This window comes from Tengunoibacter tsumagoiensis (assembly GCF_003967535.1).
Classification (GTDB): Bacteria; Chloroflexota; Ktedonobacteria; order Ktedonobacterales; family Ktedonobacteraceae; genus Tengunoibacter; species Tengunoibacter tsumagoiensis.
Window position 1 is genome coordinate 312,960 of record NZ_BIFR01000001.1, and the last position, 18,717, is coordinate 331,676.

The 18,717-nt window shown below is 49.8% G+C and carries 16 protein-coding genes; 5 read left to right on the top strand and 11 right to left on the bottom strand.

Going from position 1 to position 18,717, the window contains the following annotated elements; genetic code table 11:
* The first annotated feature begins 24 nt into the window (after positions 1-24).
* From EL628_RS01335 to EL628_RS01350, 4 genes are all read left to right on the top strand, one after another.
* Positions 25-1,014: a uroporphyrinogen decarboxylase family protein gene (locus EL628_RS01335; protein ID WP_126578011.1), complete on the top strand. Its 990-nt coding sequence runs from the start codon at positions 25-27 to the stop codon at positions 1,012-1,014.
* Positions 1,015-1,306: 292 nt separating this feature from the next.
* Positions 1,307-1,804 carry an NUDIX hydrolase gene (locus EL628_RS01340; protein WP_161975194.1) on the top strand — a complete coding sequence of 166 codons (498 nt, stop codon included), beginning with the start codon at positions 1,307-1,309 and terminating at the stop codon, positions 1,802-1,804.
* A 4-nt stretch (positions 1,805-1,808) separates the two neighbouring features.
* A complete protein-coding gene (locus EL628_RS01345; protein WP_126578013.1) occupies positions 1,809-2,159 on the top strand; it encodes a hypothetical protein in 351 nt (116 codons plus the stop codon).
* Positions 2,149-2,802 (top strand): MEDS domain-containing protein, encoded by a 654-nt coding sequence (locus tag EL628_RS01350; protein ID WP_126578014.1) that lies wholly within the window; start codon positions 2,149-2,151, stop codon positions 2,800-2,802. Before EL628_RS01345 ends, EL628_RS01350 begins: the two co-directional genes overlap by 11 nt.
* Before the next feature lie 68 nt (positions 2,803-2,870).
* Here the strand turns inward: EL628_RS01350 and EL628_RS01355 are convergent, their stop codons facing one another.
* Complete coding sequence (locus tag EL628_RS01355) at positions 2,871-3,887, bottom strand: AIM24 family protein (protein WP_126578015.1); 1,017 nt, start codon at positions 3,885-3,887, stop codon at positions 2,871-2,873.
* A gap of 423 nt (positions 3,888-4,310) precedes the next feature.
* On the opposite strand from EL628_RS01355, the gene EL628_RS29675 reads away from it, so the two are divergent.
* Complete coding sequence (locus EL628_RS29675; protein WP_161975195.1) at positions 4,311-4,463, top strand: hypothetical protein; 153 nt, start codon at positions 4,311-4,313, stop codon at positions 4,461-4,463.
* Between the two features lie 179 nt (positions 4,464-4,642).
* Here EL628_RS29675 and EL628_RS01360 read toward each other — a convergent pair whose 3' ends face one another.
* From EL628_RS01360 to EL628_RS01405, 10 genes are all read right to left on the bottom strand, one after another.
* Positions 4,643-5,017, bottom strand: coding sequence for a hypothetical protein (locus EL628_RS01360; protein ID WP_126578016.1), 375 nt, complete (start codon positions 5,015-5,017; stop codon positions 4,643-4,645).
* Positions 5,018-5,095: 78 nt separating this feature from the next.
* Complete coding sequence (gene coaBC / locus EL628_RS01365; RefSeq protein WP_126578017.1) at positions 5,096-6,379, bottom strand: bifunctional phosphopantothenoylcysteine decarboxylase/phosphopantothenate--cysteine ligase CoaBC; 1,284 nt, start codon at positions 6,377-6,379, stop codon at positions 5,096-5,098.
* Positions 6,380-6,506: 127 nt separating this feature from the next.
* On the bottom strand, positions 6,507-9,731 hold the full coding sequence (locus tag EL628_RS01370) for an FHA domain-containing protein (RefSeq protein WP_126578018.1): 3,225 nt from the start codon (positions 9,729-9,731) through the stop codon (positions 6,507-6,509).
* A gap of 304 nt (positions 9,732-10,035) precedes the next feature.
* The gene (locus EL628_RS01375; RefSeq protein ID WP_126578019.1) at positions 10,036-11,436 is read right to left on the bottom strand and encodes a hypothetical protein; all 1,401 of its coding nucleotides are present in this window, start codon (positions 11,434-11,436) and stop codon (positions 10,036-10,038) included.
* 27 nt (positions 11,437-11,463) lie between these two features.
* The gene (locus tag EL628_RS01380; RefSeq protein ID WP_126578020.1) at positions 11,464-13,104 is read right to left on the bottom strand and encodes an MFS transporter; all 1,641 of its coding nucleotides are present in this window, start codon (positions 13,102-13,104) and stop codon (positions 11,464-11,466) included.
* Positions 13,105-13,219: 115 nt separating this feature from the next.
* On the bottom strand, positions 13,220-13,966 hold the full coding sequence (locus tag EL628_RS01385; RefSeq protein ID WP_126578021.1) for an LppX_LprAFG lipoprotein: 747 nt from the start codon (positions 13,964-13,966) through the stop codon (positions 13,220-13,222).
* Between the two features lie 222 nt (positions 13,967-14,188).
* Positions 14,189-14,920, bottom strand: a complete 732-nt coding sequence (locus EL628_RS01390; RefSeq protein WP_126578022.1) for an SDR family oxidoreductase — start codon at positions 14,918-14,920, stop codon at positions 14,189-14,191.
* Between the two features lie 284 nt (positions 14,921-15,204).
* Positions 15,205-16,881, bottom strand: coding sequence for a ribonuclease J (locus tag EL628_RS01395; protein ID WP_126578023.1), 1,677 nt, complete (start codon positions 16,879-16,881; stop codon positions 15,205-15,207).
* Between the two features lie 560 nt (positions 16,882-17,441).
* Positions 17,442-17,816: a hypothetical protein gene (locus EL628_RS01400; RefSeq protein ID WP_126578024.1), complete on the bottom strand. Its 375-nt coding sequence runs from the start codon at positions 17,814-17,816 to the stop codon at positions 17,442-17,444.
* A gap of 361 nt (positions 17,817-18,177) precedes the next feature.
* Complete coding sequence (locus EL628_RS01405) at positions 18,178-18,678, bottom strand: hypothetical protein (protein WP_126578025.1); 501 nt, start codon at positions 18,676-18,678, stop codon at positions 18,178-18,180.
* Positions 18,679-18,717 lie beyond the last annotated feature (39 nt).

The following is an 18,717-nucleotide window of genomic DNA, read 5'->3' on the forward strand; positions in this document are numbered from 1 at the left end:
GTATAAGTAGAAAGGATCTACATCATGAACAAAAAAGAGAGGGTCGATGCAGCCCTACGCGGTGAGAAGGTTGATCGCGTCCCCGCAAGCCTCTGGGGCCACGACTATGAACGAGAGTGGAGTATTCAAGGCCTCTATGATGCTACTGTCGAGAACTATACGCGCTATGATTGGGATTTTGTCAAGGTCACTCCTCGCTCGAGCTATCTCGTTGAAGGTTGGAAGGCCAGATATGTCCCCTCGGGAAAGAAACATCAGCCACCTACGTTTGAAGACTCTCCCATTCGTGGAGCCTCCGATTGGAAGCGTATCCGCCCCCAGGAGCCGGATCGCGGCGCGTTAGGCGAACAGCTACGAGCTCTCCAATTGATCAATCATACAGTGGGCTACGATGCTTACTTTGTCCAGACGCTCTTCTGCCCTCTGGCCGTTGCGAAGTACCTGGTTGGCGATCACAATGAACCCATTATTCATAGCATTCGAGAGGATCGCTCAGCCCTCCACGCAGCCCTCCGGGTCATCACCGAGACGCTGACCAATTATGCCATTGCCTGCCTGGAACAGGGGGCCAGCGGCATCTTCTATGCCACTAATGGCTGGGCTCGATCGGGACTCCTCACACAGGACCAGTATCGCGAATTCGGTGAACAATATGATCTAGAGTTCCTGGATGCCATCAAGAGCCGCAGCAAGTTCAATATTCTTCATCATTGTGGTCCACATATCTACTTTGATCTGCTCGCTTCCTATCCCGTACAGGCCATCAGCTGGAGCGCAACGCTCGAAGGTAATCCTGATCTGGCAGAAGGCAAACGCCGCTCGGGCAAGGCAGTCATGGGCGGACTCAGCGAACAGACGACCTTAAAGACGGGTTCGCCAGGTCAGGTTCAAGAAGAGGTCCACAAAGCACTGGAAATTACGGAGAAAGAGCACTTCTTCTTAACCGCAGGTTGCGCCATCGCACCGGAGACTCCCAATCGCAACATTGAAGCGATTCGGCGTATGTTATCTTGACACAGGCTGATGCATTCGCTATACTCTCACATAATTCTCTGCATGCTGGAAGAGGTCCCCTCTAGACGCTGCGACTCCGGCTCATAGCAGCTAGTAGCCAGACCATCAAGCGCAAAAATGTTGTATAGTATAGCCAACATATAGAAGAGAAACCAGCACATCATGTCAGGTGGTAGAGGAGAACAAGAGTTGTGGTCCGGCCCATCTCTAAACGACGGGGCCCCGGAACGTGCATCGCCTGTCAGGTGGTATAGAGAGGGTAGATCGCAAGCATATGGAGCGATATCGAACCATGCGCGCTTATTCAGCAGGTGGTGTTGTTTTCCGCCTGGCTCCAATGTGCACTCCTGAGGGCGTTCAAGATACAGCTACATTAGATCCTCAGCCACAAGCGACTATGGATGTGGTGCTCGTTGGCCGTAGCCAGGCTGGGATCTGGTCTTTACCTAAGGGCACTCCTCATCCGGGCGAAACGGTTGAACAGGTGGCAGTGCGCGAGGCTCAGGAAGAAACTGGCTTACAGGTACATCTCATCACGTATATTGGTAGTATCTCTTATTCTTTTGTACGTGAGCAGATCCGCTATCACAAACAGGTACGTCACTTTTTGCTTGAGGCTATTGGAGGCGACACCTCTTTCCATGATCAAGAATATGATCTCGTGGAATGGTTCTCTCTAGCCGAGGCTTATCGCCGCCTGACGTATCAGAACGAAGTGCAGATTCTTTATCAAGCTGAAAACATGCTACAACGCTGGTTAGAATATCGGCAACGAGAAGGGCTAAAATAGCTGTATGCAGAACCAACCGCGGTATTCATTGATGCGCCGTTTCTTCTTTCCTTATAGCGGGGAGGTAGCCCTGACGCGCTCTCAAGGTGTACGCGTGATTATTACCTGGGCGTTGAGTTTCCCACTCGTCTTTTTGCTCGGTGCACTGCTAATTGCGCCTTTTCTCCCCATTGGCTCCCAACAACGGTTCTGGCTGTTGCTGACAGGTGTTACAGGAGGAGAGATTATCCTTTTTGGTGCAATGGCCTGGTTTGTTGTTTTTATCACTAACCAATCTGTGCGATTGCAACAGATACAGAAAGAACAGAAGGCTGCCCAGTCGAGCAGCAACAGCGGAGGTAGGTATGGATCTTAGTGTTGAAGGTAAATCGGAACGCATCCCCCCTGGCTCACATATCTGCCAGCTTTATAGCAAGGTGGTTGAGATTCCCGGCGTTACGGCACGCTTGATGCGGGTCGGCTTCTCACTCTCGGAGAAGTGTCTCTTTGCCGCAGCTCCAGCCCAGGTGAAGGAGCTCCGTGATGAGTTGGAGAAGCTCCAGGTCGATGTGGATGAGCTGATTGCGTCAGGGCAGCTGGTCCTTTTTGAGGAGCGGGAGGCGTTCCTGGCCAATGGTAAACGCTTTGATCCTTATTTCTTGCTCTCTTCCCATCAGACCTTTATTGCTCAGGCTTTACGTGAAGGTTGGACGGCTGTCCGCATCTCTATCGATATGACCTGGCTTGCAAAAGATCTGGCCACTCCAGAACAGATTCTCAAATATGAGGCAGCGTCCGATGCTGTATTTACGTTTCAAAATGCACCCATTATTGCCCTGATGCACTATGATCACAGCAAACTACTCCCCAGTCTGGTCGTCGAAATGCTCAAGCTCCATCCAATCTCTGTAGTCGGCAAATACATCAAACGCAATCCCTTCTACTTAAACTCAGAACAGTATATGCTCAAGATTCTACGTATCAATAAGGAGAAGGGGAACCCGCCCACTCACGCCTGAGCGCGATTTACGGCTCAGCTGCTAGAACCACGAGCTCGCAGTTCTAGCAGCTGAAAGGATTGTACAGGCTATTGGAACAGGTTGCCAAGATTGATATTTGCCTGTCCACCAGCCTGCGGTGAGCCTTCGGCTGTAGGTGGATGATAGGTCATCGATTGAATTCCAACACGGCCAGGGCCTATAAAGCGGTTCAAAGTGAATGAGGCTCCGGCAATCAGACCACCAATAGCGCCCAGAATGCCTCCACCACGCTGCGAAGAGGCCACGGTGGTTACCTGCATCTGGACCGAGGGATCTTTCCACAGCCAGGCACCCGGCTCGACATCTAGCACCTCTCCTGGAGCAAGCACCTTCTCAAAGACGTTACCATAACCGTGTAAGAGGAGCATCCCTTCGCTCCCCTGTGCCGTAAACTGATCGATAAAGATACCTGTACGACTGAAGAGAATATTTGCTGCTCCCTGGACAAAGGTGAAATTATAATCCACATTTCCAGTTGCGACCAGGAATTGATGCTCACGTACTTCAACCATCTGGCCCGGCTGAAGACGCAATGCGACAATCTGCCCCACTGAATCACGCGAGAAGGAGATGTTTCCTGGCCCTTGCGCCTCGCTGATAAAGATCTGCAGTCCAGCAAAGAAACGTCTGGCGGCTCCACGCATGGATTTAAAGCCAATCTGCACACCTGGATGCTTCCAAAGTAGAATATGATGCTCAAAGTAAATGGGCATCTGATTCCCCAGCATAATATCTACAACTGGCACCAGTTCACCATCAATCGTAATGGTCATATCCGCTACGCGCAACGGTCCCTTAGGGTTATGGAGTTCGGCTTTAGGGACTGCGCTTCCCAACGAGCTGTTGGCATATTCCTCATACTGATTGGGGGGCACATAAGCACCCTGTGGAGGCTGCTGCGCATATGGATTACTCTGCGGGGGCTGTTGTGGTGAACTATAGGGCGCTCCCTGCGGGGGCTGTTGCGGTGAACTGTAGGGCGGTGGCGTCTGCATGGGAGAACCACACACTCCACAAAATTTCACGCCATCGGCAACCTGACTATGACAACGGGGGCAGACCATTGGTAGAAACCTCCTTCAGCAAACAGTGCTTCTTCGATAAGATTCTCTGTTTCATGTGGGGTAATAGTATCAGTATTCTCAACAACTTACAAGCATGGAAGAGCATTCATGCCCAAGTCGCTTTTTGTTCTGTTTAGATAAACGCCTGCTTTATGGAAGGATCAAATATCGCCAGAGGTGAGGTGGAAAGATGGTAAGGGTCTGCTGATGGGCACCTTTCAGGTTTTCACCCATAAATTCTGTCGAGTGTATATTGTATGATAAATGATGTGGTACGCGGACATCATATAATGAATTGCGCCTTTACGGGCGATTTATCGCTTAAACGTGTCGGGCCCATCATTTATGATGGCCGTGGTCACCACTCCGCTCTGTTCCACCCTCATGCAATCCATTGCTTAAACGGGTAAAGAGCCACTATGCATGATAAATGACGTGGTACGCGGACATCATACAATGAATTGCGCCTTTACGGGCGATTTATCGCTTAAACGTGTTGGGCCCATCATTTATGATGGCCGCGGTCACCACTCCGCTCTGTTCCACCCTCATGCAATTCATCGCTTAAACGGGTAAAGAGCCACTATGCATGATAAATGACGTGGTACGCGGCCATCATAAATGATGGGCCCTACCTTCTCGGGCGATAAATCGCCTCTTTGTGTGCGATTTATCGCTTAAACGTGTTGGGCCCATCATTTATGATGGCCGCGGTCACCACTCTAACTGTGTTGCACTCTTCTGATCACCTGTTATTACAAGACAAAGCTATCGGCCAGGGGACTACGTACATTGTTATCGCGCTTGTCACCGCCAATAGATGACTGCCCACCAGTTGAGCGACCATTTTGGTTGCTATAATTATTGGCTGACGAAGGGCTAGGGTTTCCCTGAATCCCCTGTAAGCTCTGCAAAGCAGCCTGGGATTGTGGCGTATTGGGAATACCACCTTCATTGGCGAGTTGAATTGTTTTCCCCTCGATAATCACAGCAATACCGATACCACGGCGCAGATCGGCGAGTTGCCGTCGTAATTCACGGTTCTCCGACTCTAAAGCGTCCATCAATTTTTTCTGCTCAAGTAACATCTGAGCAATACCTTCAAAACCATTGCTAGCATTGCGATCCATAGCGGGCTCCTCCTGCGTACTTCGTGTACCCATCTAAATCTAGATCAAAATCTCCCAACTCAACGCTCGTCCTTTAGACTACTCCGATCCGTCACCCTGTTCTTGCACAGATAAAAGTGGTACTACACGATCCCAGATTTCCGCTGCCACGCTTGCTTTGGACATGAGTGGTAAGTCCTCAATTCTTCCATCAGCATAAAGCAGCAGCACCTTATTGGTCTCAGTGCCAAAGCCACTATCTGAGCGCGAGACATCATTCGCCACTAAAAAATCCAACTGTTTCTGCTGGAGTTTGGTTTGCGCATGAGCGACAAGATGCTCGGTCTCGGCAGCAAAGCCAACGCGGACGAGTCGTTGGCAGGTTGTCTTCTGCGCGGGAGGCGCATTTAGGATCTGGGCTAGCTCCCCTAAGATATCTGGATTCTGGACCAGCTCGATAGAGAACTCTCCCTCTTCACTCTGCCCCCGCCCCTGCGCCCCACTGCTGCGCTTCTTGATTTTCTGTGTCGCTTGTGTAGCAGGTCGAAAGTCAGCCACAGCAGCACTCATAATCAAGACATCCGCGTCAGCAATAAAGCGATGTACGGCATCACGCATTTGCAACGCCGTTTCGACCGGTTGCACCTCCACACCATAAGGATCAGGAAGTGCAACCGGCCCCGTTACTAATATAACGTGCGCCCCCCGATCTCGCGCTTCTTCAGCCAGACTATAGCCCATTTTTCCTGAAGAACGGTTCCCAATGTAGCGCACAGGGTCAATTGGTTCATGAGTACCACCAGCAGTGACGATGACGCGTCTCCCCGCAAGATCGCCACGTCGTCCCAAAACTGTAGCAATTGCCCCCAGAAGGGTCGGAGTATCTGGTAATCGTCCCGGCCCAATTGCACCAGACGCCAGACGCCCAACCTCTGGCTCTACAACAGTTACCCCTCGCTCACGCAATAGAGCAAGGTTAGCCTGTGTCGCAGGATGGGTATACATCTCTTTGTACATGGCAGGAGCCAGAAGGATCGGAGCCCTGGTCGCTAATGCTACAGCGGTTAACATGTTATCAACCATACCATGGGCTAGCTTTGCCAGCGTCTGAGCTGTCGCGGGAACTATCATCAGAAGATCTGCGGCTTCTGCCAGGGCAATATGGTGCTCGGCAGCCTGGCCAGATGGCTCCCACAGGTCGTTGTAGACTGGCCTGTGGCTCATAGTGGAGAAGGTAAGCGGCTGAATAAACTCCTCTGCATGCTCGGTTAAAATAACATCAACTAGCGCCCCGGCCTGCTGCAACTTACTTACCAGGTCAATCGCCTTATATGAGGCTATACCTCCACAGACTCCTACGACGATCCGCCTATTCTGTAACATGCCTTCTCTTCTTGCCCCTTTACCTGGACTATCCAATTTGGAACATTGCTACAATAGCATAGGATGATACTTCGCGACAATATATGTGCCAAGAAGTACCATCTATGCTTGTGTGACGGCGGCTATGCTAAGCTCTGACGTCCTTACGCTTGAGGAACCAGGCAATGGCCAGTCCCTGCGCTACAATCATAACTACCAGGACTCCCCAACAGAGCAACAGGTGGGTGGTTGCCCAGGGCTGATTCGTAAGCAGATTCCCATTGGCGTCCAGGCCCGGGAAAAGGGTTCCTGCATACGAGAAACTATCAACTGCCGATTTGTCCGCGTGCAGGCCAATGGTCGATCCCATTGCAGCCATCGACCAGCGCGCTGCAAAGAAGGCTCCTGGAATCTGCAAGAGCGGCGGATCATTTAAGGAGAAGATGACACCTGCAAAGATGACCTGGGGGATCAGTGGCAATGGGATCAGGCTCATCGCGCGATCATTGTTCGGTACGATGGCTGAGACCAGCAGGCCCGTCATCAGACCAGCAATCGAGGTCAGGGCCAGCGACACATAAATCTCCAGGAAGGTACTCCCAATGATTATCCCGTGAAGCTGATCAAAAGGTGATTTGATGTTGACCATAAACACAAGGATGAAGCTCTGTACCAGGCTGAAGGCTCCCAGGACGGCAATTTTGGAGAAGAGGTAGGGTGCAATACCCAGGTTGACGCTCCGCTCGCGCTTATAAATCGCTGCCTCTTTGACGATCTCACGTGCTCCGTTGATACAACCAAACATTACCGCAGCAAAGGCCATAATAAACAGGGTCTTCTGAGCATTACCACCAGAGCCCCATTCTATCGATTGATTAAAGAGCGCTGCTTTGGTCTTGCCCTGCTGTTGGGCATACGCGTCTCCCTGTGGGCCACTGAGCATTGTAACCACCGATTGACAACTGACCACTGCTATTCTAGATGGTTGATTAGGATCTGGCCCTGCACAGGTGACGATACTGTTTGGTGAAAAGGTTCCACTGGCCGTTAAAAGAAAAAGAATCAATCCAATGACCGGTGCTTGCAGAATCAGGATGGCCAGATTGACTTTGTCGTTTAAGAGCAGCTCCAGATAGCGCATCGAGAGCAGGAAGAACTGTTTCCACGGATTGCCACGCTTTGGTGGCTTGACGGCCTCTGCCTGCTGAATGACATTAGCACGTCCGGCTGGCCCCTGGTTCAACGACTCAACGACGTTACGCAGGTAATCTGGCGACCCTTTGAAACGCTCTTCAGCTTCGACTGGAGCATTCGGATGCTCTTCTGTCGGCTCCAATGCACTATAGATTTCGGCAAAATCGGTCTTGCCGAAATATACTTTGGCATCATTGGGTGGTCCAAAGTATGCCAGACGCCCGCCTTGTGCCAGGAAACAGATGTAATCACAGGCATTAATATTGTTGGTGGCATGTGTTACCAGCACAATTGTATGGCCTTTATCAGCCAGTTTGCGCAGCAGCAACATCATTTTACGGTCCAGACCAGGATCAAGGCCCGAGGTGGGCTCATCCAGGAAGAAGACGCTAGGATTTGCCAGCAGCTCTAAGGCAATCGAGACACGCTTGCGCTGCCCACCAGAAAGTCGGCTGACGAGAAGATTGCGCCGATGCTTCATCTCTACATCGTCCAGTACTTCATCGATCCGCTCTCTGATCTGGTGCTCTGTAAAGTCTTTGGGCAAGCGCAATTTGGCGGCGTAGTAAAGGGCACGCCCAACGGTCAGATCCCGATGGATAATGTCATCCTGAGGCACATAGCCCAGTTGTGTGCTAAAGGCGGCCAGATGCTTGTAATAATCCTGGCCGTTATAAAGGACCGCTCCTCCCTGCGCCGGTCGAAGTCCATTCAATGCGTCCATGAGGGTGGACTTACCTGCACCCGAACCACCTACCAGAGCCACAAATTTACGCGGTGGAATGGCAATCGAGATGTCGTTGATCAGAACGGTATGATTGTTGCCTTCTTTTCTAAGGTGGAGCGCATCGATACGAATGCCATTGCTTTCATCGTGTTGCGTTAATTGCGTTCCTGTATAGGTGAGGGCAAAAGGTCCGATACGAATCTGATCCCCTGGCTTGAGTGTTGCATGGGTGACGCGATGAGCATTCACATACACATGGTTGGTACTATCGTTATCCACAATACGATAACCACCCTGTATCTGTTCTAACCGCGCATGATAGCTTGAGACCTGCGGATGACTTAATACAACGGTATTGTCAGGAGCACGCCCAAGGGTCAGCAGTGGTGCCCCCAATGGAATCGGACGAAGCTCCGGTAGGATCTCTTGTACCTGACCGCTGCCATCGTTATAAGCGAGAGAGACAAAGGTTCCGTTCTGATCGCTGATACGAAAGACATCGCCACGGGTCAGTACTTTGCGAAATGGCTCCTCTCCTCCAATCGAACGCCCCTGGTAGGTCAGACCATTCAGCGTTTTTCCTCGCTTGGGATGAGGATGCACAAGTACCAGCTGGTTTCCTTCGCGCACAAGCTGCACATGAAAGCTTGAGACGGTTGGACGATTTATGACAATGGAATTAGAGGGGTCACGGCCAATATCAAAGATCTGTTGTCCAGGGTAGAGCGGATAGACCTCTTTTTTGTAATCTGTATTGGTGCTGATCTCTAATGATGGAATACCCTGAATCGGTTCATTGATCGTTCCCGCCGCTACGGTCCCTGCCGGTAAAGAGCCTGCAAAATCCGAGCGCTGCGTCGCGAATTCTTTTGGACCCGGTTGCACTGGCATCGGAGTCGAGACCTGGGCTCCAAAGGGCTGTCCGCCTTGCTGCAATGAAGGCTGGGGCATATTGAAGTTCATATGCTGCTGCGGCTGATTCGCTGGCACTGGATAATTTACGGGACCTAGAGGATTGGGGGTTCCCATTCCTGGCGCTGCTTGCGGTGTCGCTACAACATGAGCATCCGCTGGCCGTCCCTGTGGCGGACCCGCACTCCGCTCTGTCGATGGTACTCCTTGCTGGGCACCTCCAGGCTCAATGTAGAACAGAAAGCTGGAACCAGGTCCAATACCTACCGTGTCTCGATCACTTAAAGGGGATTGCTGAACCTCACGTTGATTGATAGTTAAGATATTCTGAGCTGATAATTTCTTAATGCTCCAGTTTCCTGCATTATAAATGATCTGAGCATGCTGACGGGAGACTGAAGGATCAGAGATGATAATATCATTGCCTGGCTCACGTCCAATTGTCGTGATGGGCCTGGTAATTTTATAACTATTACCAGCCCCAGGACCTGTGATTAAACGCACAGTACCAAGCGAGGGAAGTTCGTTTACCACATCCATGAGATGATGCCGTCACCTATCCATTACGCTTTTTAAGGATGATCACAATCTTTGCATGGCAGAGATTGCCTATCATCACCAGATGCGCGGTCAGGCTACGACGGCTCCTCCTTTCCAAATATCCAGAAAAAAACAACAAACCATTACCACTCAACATTTACATACATATAAGTAATGAAAAAAAGTAACAATACTAAAGTTGGATTATTATAGTAGAGTATTCTTCTATTGACAAGCATTCGCTAAAAACCAGACTGAATGTCACCTTGTCTAAAGAGAAGATTACCCATGCTAAAACGCATTTCTAGGCCGCTTTATTAATAATAACGTCGCCAGTACTCACATCTAGTACCAGAGTTGCCTGAGATTGAAAGGCGCTATCAGGATTCAATGGACCACGATAATTTACCGGGCCATTTCCAGCCGGAATGGGGGTATTAAAATCGCTTTTCACTGTTCCTACGTTGGTATTGGCATCAAGCACCACATTTGCATTGCTGGGCAAGGTCACGGTGATACCATATTCGCTCTGTAAGATAAAGTTCGGTGCAGTTGTGGGAGGAATATTGAGAAAGCCGCTAAAGCTTACCTTGCCATGAGCGCTGATCCGTGAGCCATCTGCCAGCACACTATGTTGTACACTGACTGTTCCTATCCCACCTTTGATGTTCATTGTGCCACTCAGGCCATCCAACACAATATTCCCTGATGACTCAACATTAATCTGCATGCTTGGATTATCTGCTGGTAAGATCGATTGTGGGAGTGAAATGCTAATATCTACGGAATTGACGGTGCTGCTGCCGGTGGGAAAGATGGTGTTTACAATCAAGGCTGTTGCAGAACTCGCCGTTGTGGCCACAGGAGTCGCAGTTGGTGTCACATCGCTCGTGCTACCAGTGGCATTGGTTGTGCAACTTAGCGCAGAGGTGGGGGGCTGAACCTGGACGGCCAGCTGGCTAAATTTCTGATCGGCCTCGCTCTGACTGGTTGCATGGACGGTCTTTTTTGTTGTGATTGTCGGCTGCGTCACTTGATTATCGACTTTGAGCGTGACATTGCCGGTTTTATTACAAAGAATAATCTGAGAGAGGGCTGTCAGTGGAATATTTACGTTCTCTTCTTTGGTAAAAGCTTTGCTTACTCCACTGTTACCAAAGCCGGGTACTGGTGGCAGACCCTGACCCTGCGCGCCACGTAATACCACCACAACCACAATTCCAATGGCTAAGATGACAAAAAGAATCCCTAAGGCACAACCGCTTAAAAGCGTTGGCCAGGAACTGCGCTTTTTGCGTCGCTTCCGTGGCACTTCCTCATCTTCTAATACATATGAGCTCGGCGAGCTACGCGGCTGCATACGGCGGTTGGTCTGGAATTCGTCAAAATCGTCATCATACGTGACTTCATCATTAACATAATACTGATCATAGTCTTCGTCATAGCGCCCTGACGATCGAGGACGTTGTGTTTTACTATAGTTGTGTGAACGATCCTGACGTTCTGGCAGGTCACTGTAACTACCCTGACGATCAACGTTCTCTGAGCGGCTACGACGGCGGGGGGGCGGAACCTGACGCTGTGAACGAGGAGGCCCCTGGTAGCCACGTTGTACCGGGCGTTCTAGCTCTCTATCTCGTTCTGATCGCCGCCGAGGAGCTCGGCGCTCTGGCAAGTACTCTTCATCGTCTCTTTTGTTGCCCATGGGCTCTTCTCGCTTTTCCTATCTTTGCTATGCTAATTCTGCCTTTTCTGAGGAAGCGATGCTATCAGCTTGCGCTTTATCTGGCTGATCAACCTTTGAACTTCCTTGTAGAAAGAGGGCTGGCACTACAGCTATTGCACACAAGATACCAGCAGCCAGAAAGATGGCTGTATAAATGTCATGGGCGGCCCCAATCAGGTAATGTGCATACTCAGTAAAGTAGCTCTGGCTTCCCAGGGTGACGCCTTTTGAGGGATGAAATGCCGCAGCCTCGTTCCGAAAACGCCCCAGGCCCCATGAGGTGAGAGCTGCCAGGCCCAGGATCATCCCAACCATACGCAGAACGGTTACAAGCGATGAAGCCAGGCCAAGCTGCTGAGGTTGAGCGGCATTCATTGCAGTAGTGCTAATTGGAGCAATCACCAGCCCCAATCCCAGGCCACCTGAGAGCGTGCTTACAGTAATCTGAACCTGTCCCACATCAACAGGCCAGAGCGACATAAGATAAAAACCAGCTATGGCAGGCACCAGACCCAGCACAGCCGTCCAGCGACAGGTGATTCTCGCACAAAGCCATCCTCCCAACACAGCACCAACGGGAATCATGGCGGTCAACCGCAGTAACGCAACACCACTCTCAATAAGTGGACGATTCAATACGGTGATGAAGAAGATGGGAATATCTACCATGGCAATAATCAGCGCAGCCCCAATCAATAAGCTTACTAAGGAAGCTGCACTAAACATTGGGCGCTTAAACAGCGTGAGATCAATCAGAGGCGTGCGCCCTCGGCGAGTCAGCCAGATCTCAACCAGGACAAAACCAAGGAGCAAGACCACAGACGCAGCAATCAACCATGGATTATTTTGTGCGGTCTCCTGGGTAGTGGCCGTTGCGCTCTGGGGCGTGATCTGTGCGGCCTCCTGGGCCAGACCCAGGCTCATACAGAGAAGGGAAGCGCCAAAGAGTAAGGCTCCCCATAGATCAATCGCACCACGTGGGCGAAGTTCAGTACGCGAAAATGAGCCAGGGATAAAGAAAATAATCAGCACTGCCAGCAAGGCAACAATGGGAAGATTCAGATAAAAAATAGCAGGCCAGCCCCAGATCTGCATAATCAAGGTGCCATATAGCGGTCCCAATACACCTCCGGCCTCTGTAACCATCCCAATCAAACCAAGAATCAAGGCACGCTTCTGATATCCATACAGATCGCCTGCCACCGCCATTGCAATCGGGATCACTGCACCGCCACCTACAGCCTGGATAAAGCGAGCAGCTACCAGCCAGACTAATCCAGGTGAGCTTACGTCAACCCCCACATTCTGCAAAAAGGCTAGATCTTGCAGGTCACCGAGCCACGGAGCGAGTCCACAGAAGAGAGAGCCCAGAGCAAAGATCGTGAGAGAGAGAAGAAAGATGCGCCGTCGTCCATAGAGGTCAGAGACCCTGCCCATCAGAGGCATCACGATCACGTAGCCTAAGAGGTAACCACTCACAATCCAGGCGGCCCGATCCAGATGCGTAGGGGAGATCTTAAGATCGGTAATGACTTGTGGGAGAGCCGTTACTACCACCGTCTGATCCAGTGCCGTTAAGAAAACGGCGGCACAGGCCGCCAGCATCGCTAGAAGCGCCCCATTGCGTTTAAGAGTAAGCCGTTGCATCAGAGATCCTTTCCCAGGATAAGAAAGGCTTGCCTTCAACGTATGTAGCTACCTGCCACAAATTGATGACCAATTTGTGGCAGGTAGTCACATCTGGCAAACCAACGATGGCAGTTTAGACTGGCGCGTTGATCGTTACTGGTTTATTGAAATTGGAGAGCTTAAATGTGCGTGTGGTATTGGTTTTATCGCCACTTACGGCGACTCCAGTGATCTTAATCAGGTAAGGAAGGTTATCAGCTTTCCCAATACAGACCGTTGTAGCAACCGTTGAACCAGCTGGGGTTCCACCACCAGTAATACCTGCAAGGTTCTGCGTTGGCAGCTTTCCATCGATGCTCCAACAATCGGTTCCATCTACATTGCTAGCCGTGGGCGTGCTCGGATTTTGGATCTGACCAATAATCGCAGCTACCCCCGTCTGTGAGTCCGATAGAGCGCGAGGATCAAGAAGATTGGACGTAGGCGTCCAGCCACCGCTCAATGGATCTTTATAGTATTGCTTATCGCCAATGGCAATAATAGTGGTCTGAATGGAGAAGCCAGCGATTAACGCACTGGCATCCGCCTTTAATTTATCAGGCACCAGCACATCGCCGTTGGCTGATTGAATGTTAATTGAGGTTGGGCCCGAACCAGAACCAATATTATCTGTCTTCAAGTTAAAGTGATAAGACGTTACTTTCTGGATGGCCGCCTGTGATTTAGTGATAAGTTCTTGAGCAGATGGGGTTTTTGATCCTGTAGAGGTATCTCCACAGGCTGCTAACACAAAAAGAAGCAAAGCACAACTCATAAATGTTAGTGCCATGCGATTATGTGTAAAGTGAGAATAGTGAGAATATACAGAATGTTTGTGCATAGATAGCTCCTTGTGGGATAGTGATTTGCCCGTCGAGCGTCCTTTTAGGCTCTCATTGTACCATACGAGATAAGAACGTTTTACGGATACGTTTTCGCTCTATCTCTTTCTTTTTCTGATGTCGGTCTGTCAGGCCTGCCATCGATGTTGAGCTCATCTTTCGATGTCGGTCTGTCAGGCTTGCCATCGATGTTGATCACACCCACTTCGCCAGGCCTGCTATCAGTGTTGCGCAAACGCTTTGAGGCTATCTGAATAAACCTCGGCAACCTCGGTCTGTACTGCCTCTAAAATCTTGTCCGCAATATGTTCGGGCGTATCCATTGGACGCGCTCCTATGCCATTCCGAGCTCCAGAAGGTTGCCAGGGACCCTGATTCGCCAGGTGACTGTGGAAATCCGTACTCGTCATTCCAGGGTGGACAAGGCTCACGCGAATATTATCCTTTGCCAGCTCCTGACGAGCAGTCAAAGAGATCGCATTCAGGGCATATTTGGTTGAAGCATACGGTCCCACGCCTGGAAGAACCATTTTTGAGGTGCCTGAGCTAATATTCACAATTACCCCACCTCCCTGTTCTCGCAGATGTGGAATCACCGCTTGCATCGCTCCAATCACGCTCACAACATTGAGTTCAAAGATTGAACGATATTGCTGTAGATCAACCTGTTCAATGGGCACATGCAGACCCTGACCAGCATTGTTGATGAGCACATCGATACGTCCATAATGCTCATACGTTCGCGCTACCATCTGCTTGACAGCCTCTTCCGAACGCATATCCGTGGGAAGCGCCAGGGCCTCTGGTAGCTCAGCAGCTACTTTCTGCAATGTATCAGCCGAACGTGCAGCCAGGGCCAGACGTGCACCTTGCTGAGCGAAGAGGCGGGCCGTAGCCAGACCAATTCCCTCAGAGGCACCAGTAAGCAATACAACTTTTTGCGTAATCTCCATGTTTTTCTCCAATGAACCAATTAGCAACAGACGTAGCCAATGCACTCATTACAGTAGTTGTTTGCAGAAGGGATAGAGAAAGCCGCATCTTGCTGTGGCTATCGTAGGCTGTCGTAAACGCGGGCCCTCTGCCATTTGGTGATTTATCGCCAAATGGCAGAGGGCCCGCATTATAGTATATGCCTATAGAGCAAGGCAAGTTTTGTGTAAAACCTGCCTTCTCATGAAGCAAACACCTGTACGACGACCGCGATCTGTTTGCCATCAATCGCCTGGAAAGAGGGCTAGACCTCCATCACGACAGGAATGATCATAGGACGGCGGCGAGTTTGTTCGTAGAGGAACTCGCTTAACGTATGTTTGATCTTATCCTTTACAAAGGACCAGTCTGAGCCGCTATGTTCTGAGAGACGAGGCTGCATATGCTCAAACGAAGCAAGCACACGCATACGGGCTGCCTCCAAAAGCTCTTCAGCATCGCGCATATACACAAAGCCACGCGAAACAATATCCGGGCCAGCAACTGGCTGGCCAGTCTCTTTATCAATGGTAAGGACGGCCATCAAGATTCCATCTTGCGAAAGAACCTTACGATCGCGCAAGACAATCTGACCAACATCACCAACGCTGAGACCATCCACAAACACATTGCCGGAGGCAATATGTCCGACAAGACCAATGCGATCAGTCGTCAACTCAACGACATCGCCATCTTCAGCAACCACAATATTCTTCTCTGGGATGCCCATTGAGAAGCCCAGCTTGGCGTGCAACACAAGCTGACGATACTCGCCATGAACGGGCATAAAGAACTTTGGTCGAATGAGGCTAAGCATCAGCTTAAGCTCTTCCTGTGCACCGTGTCCAGAGACATGGACATTAGAAATGCCCTGATAGAAGACTTCAGCTCCCTGCCGGAACAGCCGATTGATGGTGCGATGCACCGACTTCTCATTTCCTGGCACTGGCGTTGCTGAAAGAATCACCGTATCACCTGGCTGAATACTGACCAGACGATGATCCTGATTTGCAATGCGCGTCAGAGCCGAGGTTGGTTCTCCCTGGCTACCAGTACAGATGATCACAACCTGATCGGGATGGAACTTATTGATATCCTCAACGCGGATCAACATCCCTTTTGGCATCGTCAGATAGCCCAGTTCAATCGCCATCTGGACATTATTCTGCATACTACGGCCCACCAGAGCGATAAAACGCTCATAACGGATCGCGGTATCTACCACCTGCTGAACACGAGAGATCAGCGAAGCAAACGTTGCCAGCAGAATACGGCCTGGCGCATTAGCAAAGATTTTATCAAGCGAATCGTTAATGACGCGCTCAGAGGGAGTATACCCTGGCGATTCGACGCGTGTGCTATCACCCATCATCACCAGCACACCCTCATTACCGATCTTACCAAGCACGCCCAGATCAGCAGGCTTCCCATCAACCGGTGTGTAGTCAAACTTATAATCGCCAGTATGAACAACCGCTCCTATAGGAGTGTGAATAACCACACCGACAGCATCGGGAATGCTATGATTGACCCGGAAGAACTCTGCAAAACAGCTCCCCAACTCCACCTGATCGCCAGGAGCAATAACCGTGACGCTCGTTTTATCGAGGAGTCGATGCTCTTTGAGCTTGACATTGATCAGGCCATGGGTTAGTAAGGTGGCATACATGGGGGGGAAATCCAGCATAGGTAGGATATAAGGGAGACCGCCAACGTGATCTTCATGCCCGTGTGTAATCAGAATACCTCGAATACGATCCTTCTTGTCAAGAAGATAGCTCGCATCGGGAATGACCAGGTCAACCCCAAACATTTCCTCATCTGGAAACATCACGCCAACATCTATGATGATGATATCATCACCATATTCAACGACCATCATATTCTTTCCAACTTCCCCCAGGCCACCTAGTGGGACAAGTCGAATTTTTCCTGTTGTCAAAGTATAAAAAACCTCCTAAACCACACAAAAGCGCGGCATTACATTATAAAACGGGTAGTGCATTTATCTCCACTCCTGCCTCTACCACAGGAGTAAAAGCCAAAATAAGTTATATGAGTCCATTTAAATTGTACCACACGGTGGGGCGAAGCACAAGCAACCGCCTGTTTGTAGTATGCAAAATCGCTCCAAATCGTTTCAAATTGTACAGTTTATACACCACTTTTGTCTGATTCATCGCAAAAACTTTTATTTAGTGGAATACAAATTTGCTAGTCTATGTTTAACTAACTGTAGATCATCTGCTATAAATGTCGATAATTTCTTTATCGTCAAAGTGCCAAAAAAGGTAACTCGTTAGAGAGCAATGCTAGCTGGTCTCCTTAAAGATAGCACCAGAAAATAAAAATCTCAAGTAGCTGCCCTTACATTTATTACATTCAGCCGTTGATTGGACCCTATGGCAATCATAGGGGACCGATCAACGGCTGAGTTTGGACCCTGTCCATTTATCAGGAAAACATTAATTATGTTGACTGCTACTTAAGGGGTGCCGGGCTTTATTGCTGAGGATAGTTGGGAGTCTGAGCTGGATAATTGTTGCTATTGGCAGGAGTTGTCGGGCCGGCAAAGATGTAAACCAGCATGGTTACTCCAGAGAAAACAATCAAGAGAATAAACCAGATCCATTGACCGAGCTGAGCAGTTTTAACCAGAGCTCCAATCCAGGCTACAGCTATTGGGATACTTCCAATAATAGTCAAGGCTAAACCAGCCAGAAATAAACCAGCATTATTGGGGGTTGTCACTGTACCGCCAGAGTTAAGAGTCGTTGTTGTTGTGCCTTGAGCGGCTCCAACTCCAATCAAAACGACGCCAATAATAATAATAACTAATCCAATCAGATAAAGATTACGACTCAACGACCTTGACATGATTCCTCCTTGAAGATATACCACTCATCCAGAATAGTAAGAATACTTATAAATGGACTCCATATGAGAAGACTACTATTCTGCGGTATACTCATATATATTAACGCATAACCTCTTTATTGGTATCAATCTATTAAGCGGATTTACAAAATCTTAGGCGCTCTTGCTGCTATCGATCTCAATAGTAGGATCATCTTGCTATGGCGATATATCGTCACAAGGGAGATCTGAAAAGATGTTTTTTTTGAAGCAATTCGGATAGAGGGATAAGGAAAGCATTAATGCTAGAAGGGGTTTTTCAGAGCAAATTAAGAAAAAAAGCGTTGAGGAGCATGGTTTAGCCTCCTCAACGCTGCGAGATTTAGAAGATGTGCAGTTGGCGTAAGACAGCAAACAGGATTAATAACACGATAATGACAACTACGCCGAGAATAAAATAGAGATTACGACGGCCAAGGGAGAACTTACCGCCATTTGGCAGCGATTTTCGTAGCTCTGCACGACGCTCTTCCAGACGTTGCTTACGGCGCTCGATCTGCTTCTTGCGCTTCATCTGAGCTGACTCAACCTGCTGATCTTCCCCACCGTTAAGGGCCTGCATGCGACGGCGCATCAGACGATTTGCAGCCTCTTCCTGCTGCTGCTGCGGGTTATTAGTCCCCGAAAATTCACGTATCTGCGTCGATTTCGCTCCGGCAACAGCGGTGCCTCCGATCTGAGGTCGCGTGGACTTCCCTTTCTTTTTGCTACCAGCTTTTGCAGGAAGTTCGACTGGCGCTGAAGATGCAACCGTCTGGTTCGCATTCGCGGCTGCGCTAGCCTGCATCTGCTTCTTCCCCTGGGGTGTGTTCACTTTCGTCATAGAAAACCTCTTTCTTCAACTTCAATTGTCAGGCTAGCA

What these genes read in the sequence shown, in the direction of transcription:
- EL628_RS01340 (WP_161975194.1), top strand. Translation starts at nt 1,307, where the DNA reads ATGCGCGCTTATTCAGCAGGTGGTGTTGTTTTCCGCCTGGCTCCAATG.
- EL628_RS01350 (WP_126578014.1), top strand. Translation starts at nt 2,149, where the DNA reads ATGGATCTTAGTGTTGAAGGTAAATCGGAACGCATCCCCCCTGGCTCA.
- EL628_RS01405 (WP_126578025.1), bottom strand. Translation starts at nt 18,678, where the DNA reads ATGACGAAAGTGAACACACCCCAGGGGAAGAAGCAGATGCAGGCTAGC.
- EL628_RS01345 (WP_126578013.1), top strand. Translation starts at nt 1,809, where the DNA reads ATGCAGAACCAACCGCGGTATTCATTGATGCGCCGTTTCTTCTTTCCT.
- EL628_RS01380 (WP_126578020.1), bottom strand. Translation starts at nt 13,104, where the DNA reads ATGCAACGGCTTACTCTTAAACGCAATGGGGCGCTTCTAGCGATGCTG.
- EL628_RS01375 (WP_126578019.1), bottom strand. Translation starts at nt 11,436, where the DNA reads ATGGGCAACAAAAGAGACGATGAAGAGTACTTGCCAGAGCGCCGAGCT.
- EL628_RS01385 (WP_126578021.1), bottom strand. Translation starts at nt 13,966, where the DNA reads ATGCACAAACATTCTGTATATTCTCACTATTCTCACTTTACACATAAT.
- EL628_RS01400 (WP_126578024.1), bottom strand. Translation starts at nt 17,816, where the DNA reads ATGTCAAGGTCGTTGAGTCGTAATCTTTATCTGATTGGATTAGTTATT.
- EL628_RS01355 (WP_126578015.1), bottom strand. Translation starts at nt 3,887, where the DNA reads ATGGTCTGCCCCCGTTGTCATAGTCAGGTTGCCGATGGCGTGAAATTT.
- EL628_RS01360 (WP_126578016.1), bottom strand. Translation starts at nt 5,017, where the DNA reads ATGGATCGCAATGCTAGCAATGGTTTTGAAGGTATTGCTCAGATGTTA.
- EL628_RS29675 (WP_161975195.1), top strand. Translation starts at nt 4,311, where the DNA reads ATGATAAATGACGTGGTACGCGGACATCATACAATGAATTGCGCCTTT.
- EL628_RS01335 (WP_126578011.1), top strand. Translation starts at nt 25, where the DNA reads ATGAACAAAAAAGAGAGGGTCGATGCAGCCCTACGCGGTGAGAAGGTT.
- EL628_RS01390 (WP_126578022.1), bottom strand. Translation starts at nt 14,920, where the DNA reads ATGGAGATTACGCAAAAAGTTGTATTGCTTACTGGTGCCTCTGAGGGA.
- EL628_RS01370 (WP_126578018.1), bottom strand. Translation starts at nt 9,731, where the DNA reads ATGGATGTGGTAAACGAACTTCCCTCGCTTGGTACTGTGCGTTTAATC.
- coaBC (WP_126578017.1), bottom strand. Translation starts at nt 6,379, where the DNA reads ATGTTACAGAATAGGCGGATCGTCGTAGGAGTCTGTGGAGGTATAGCC.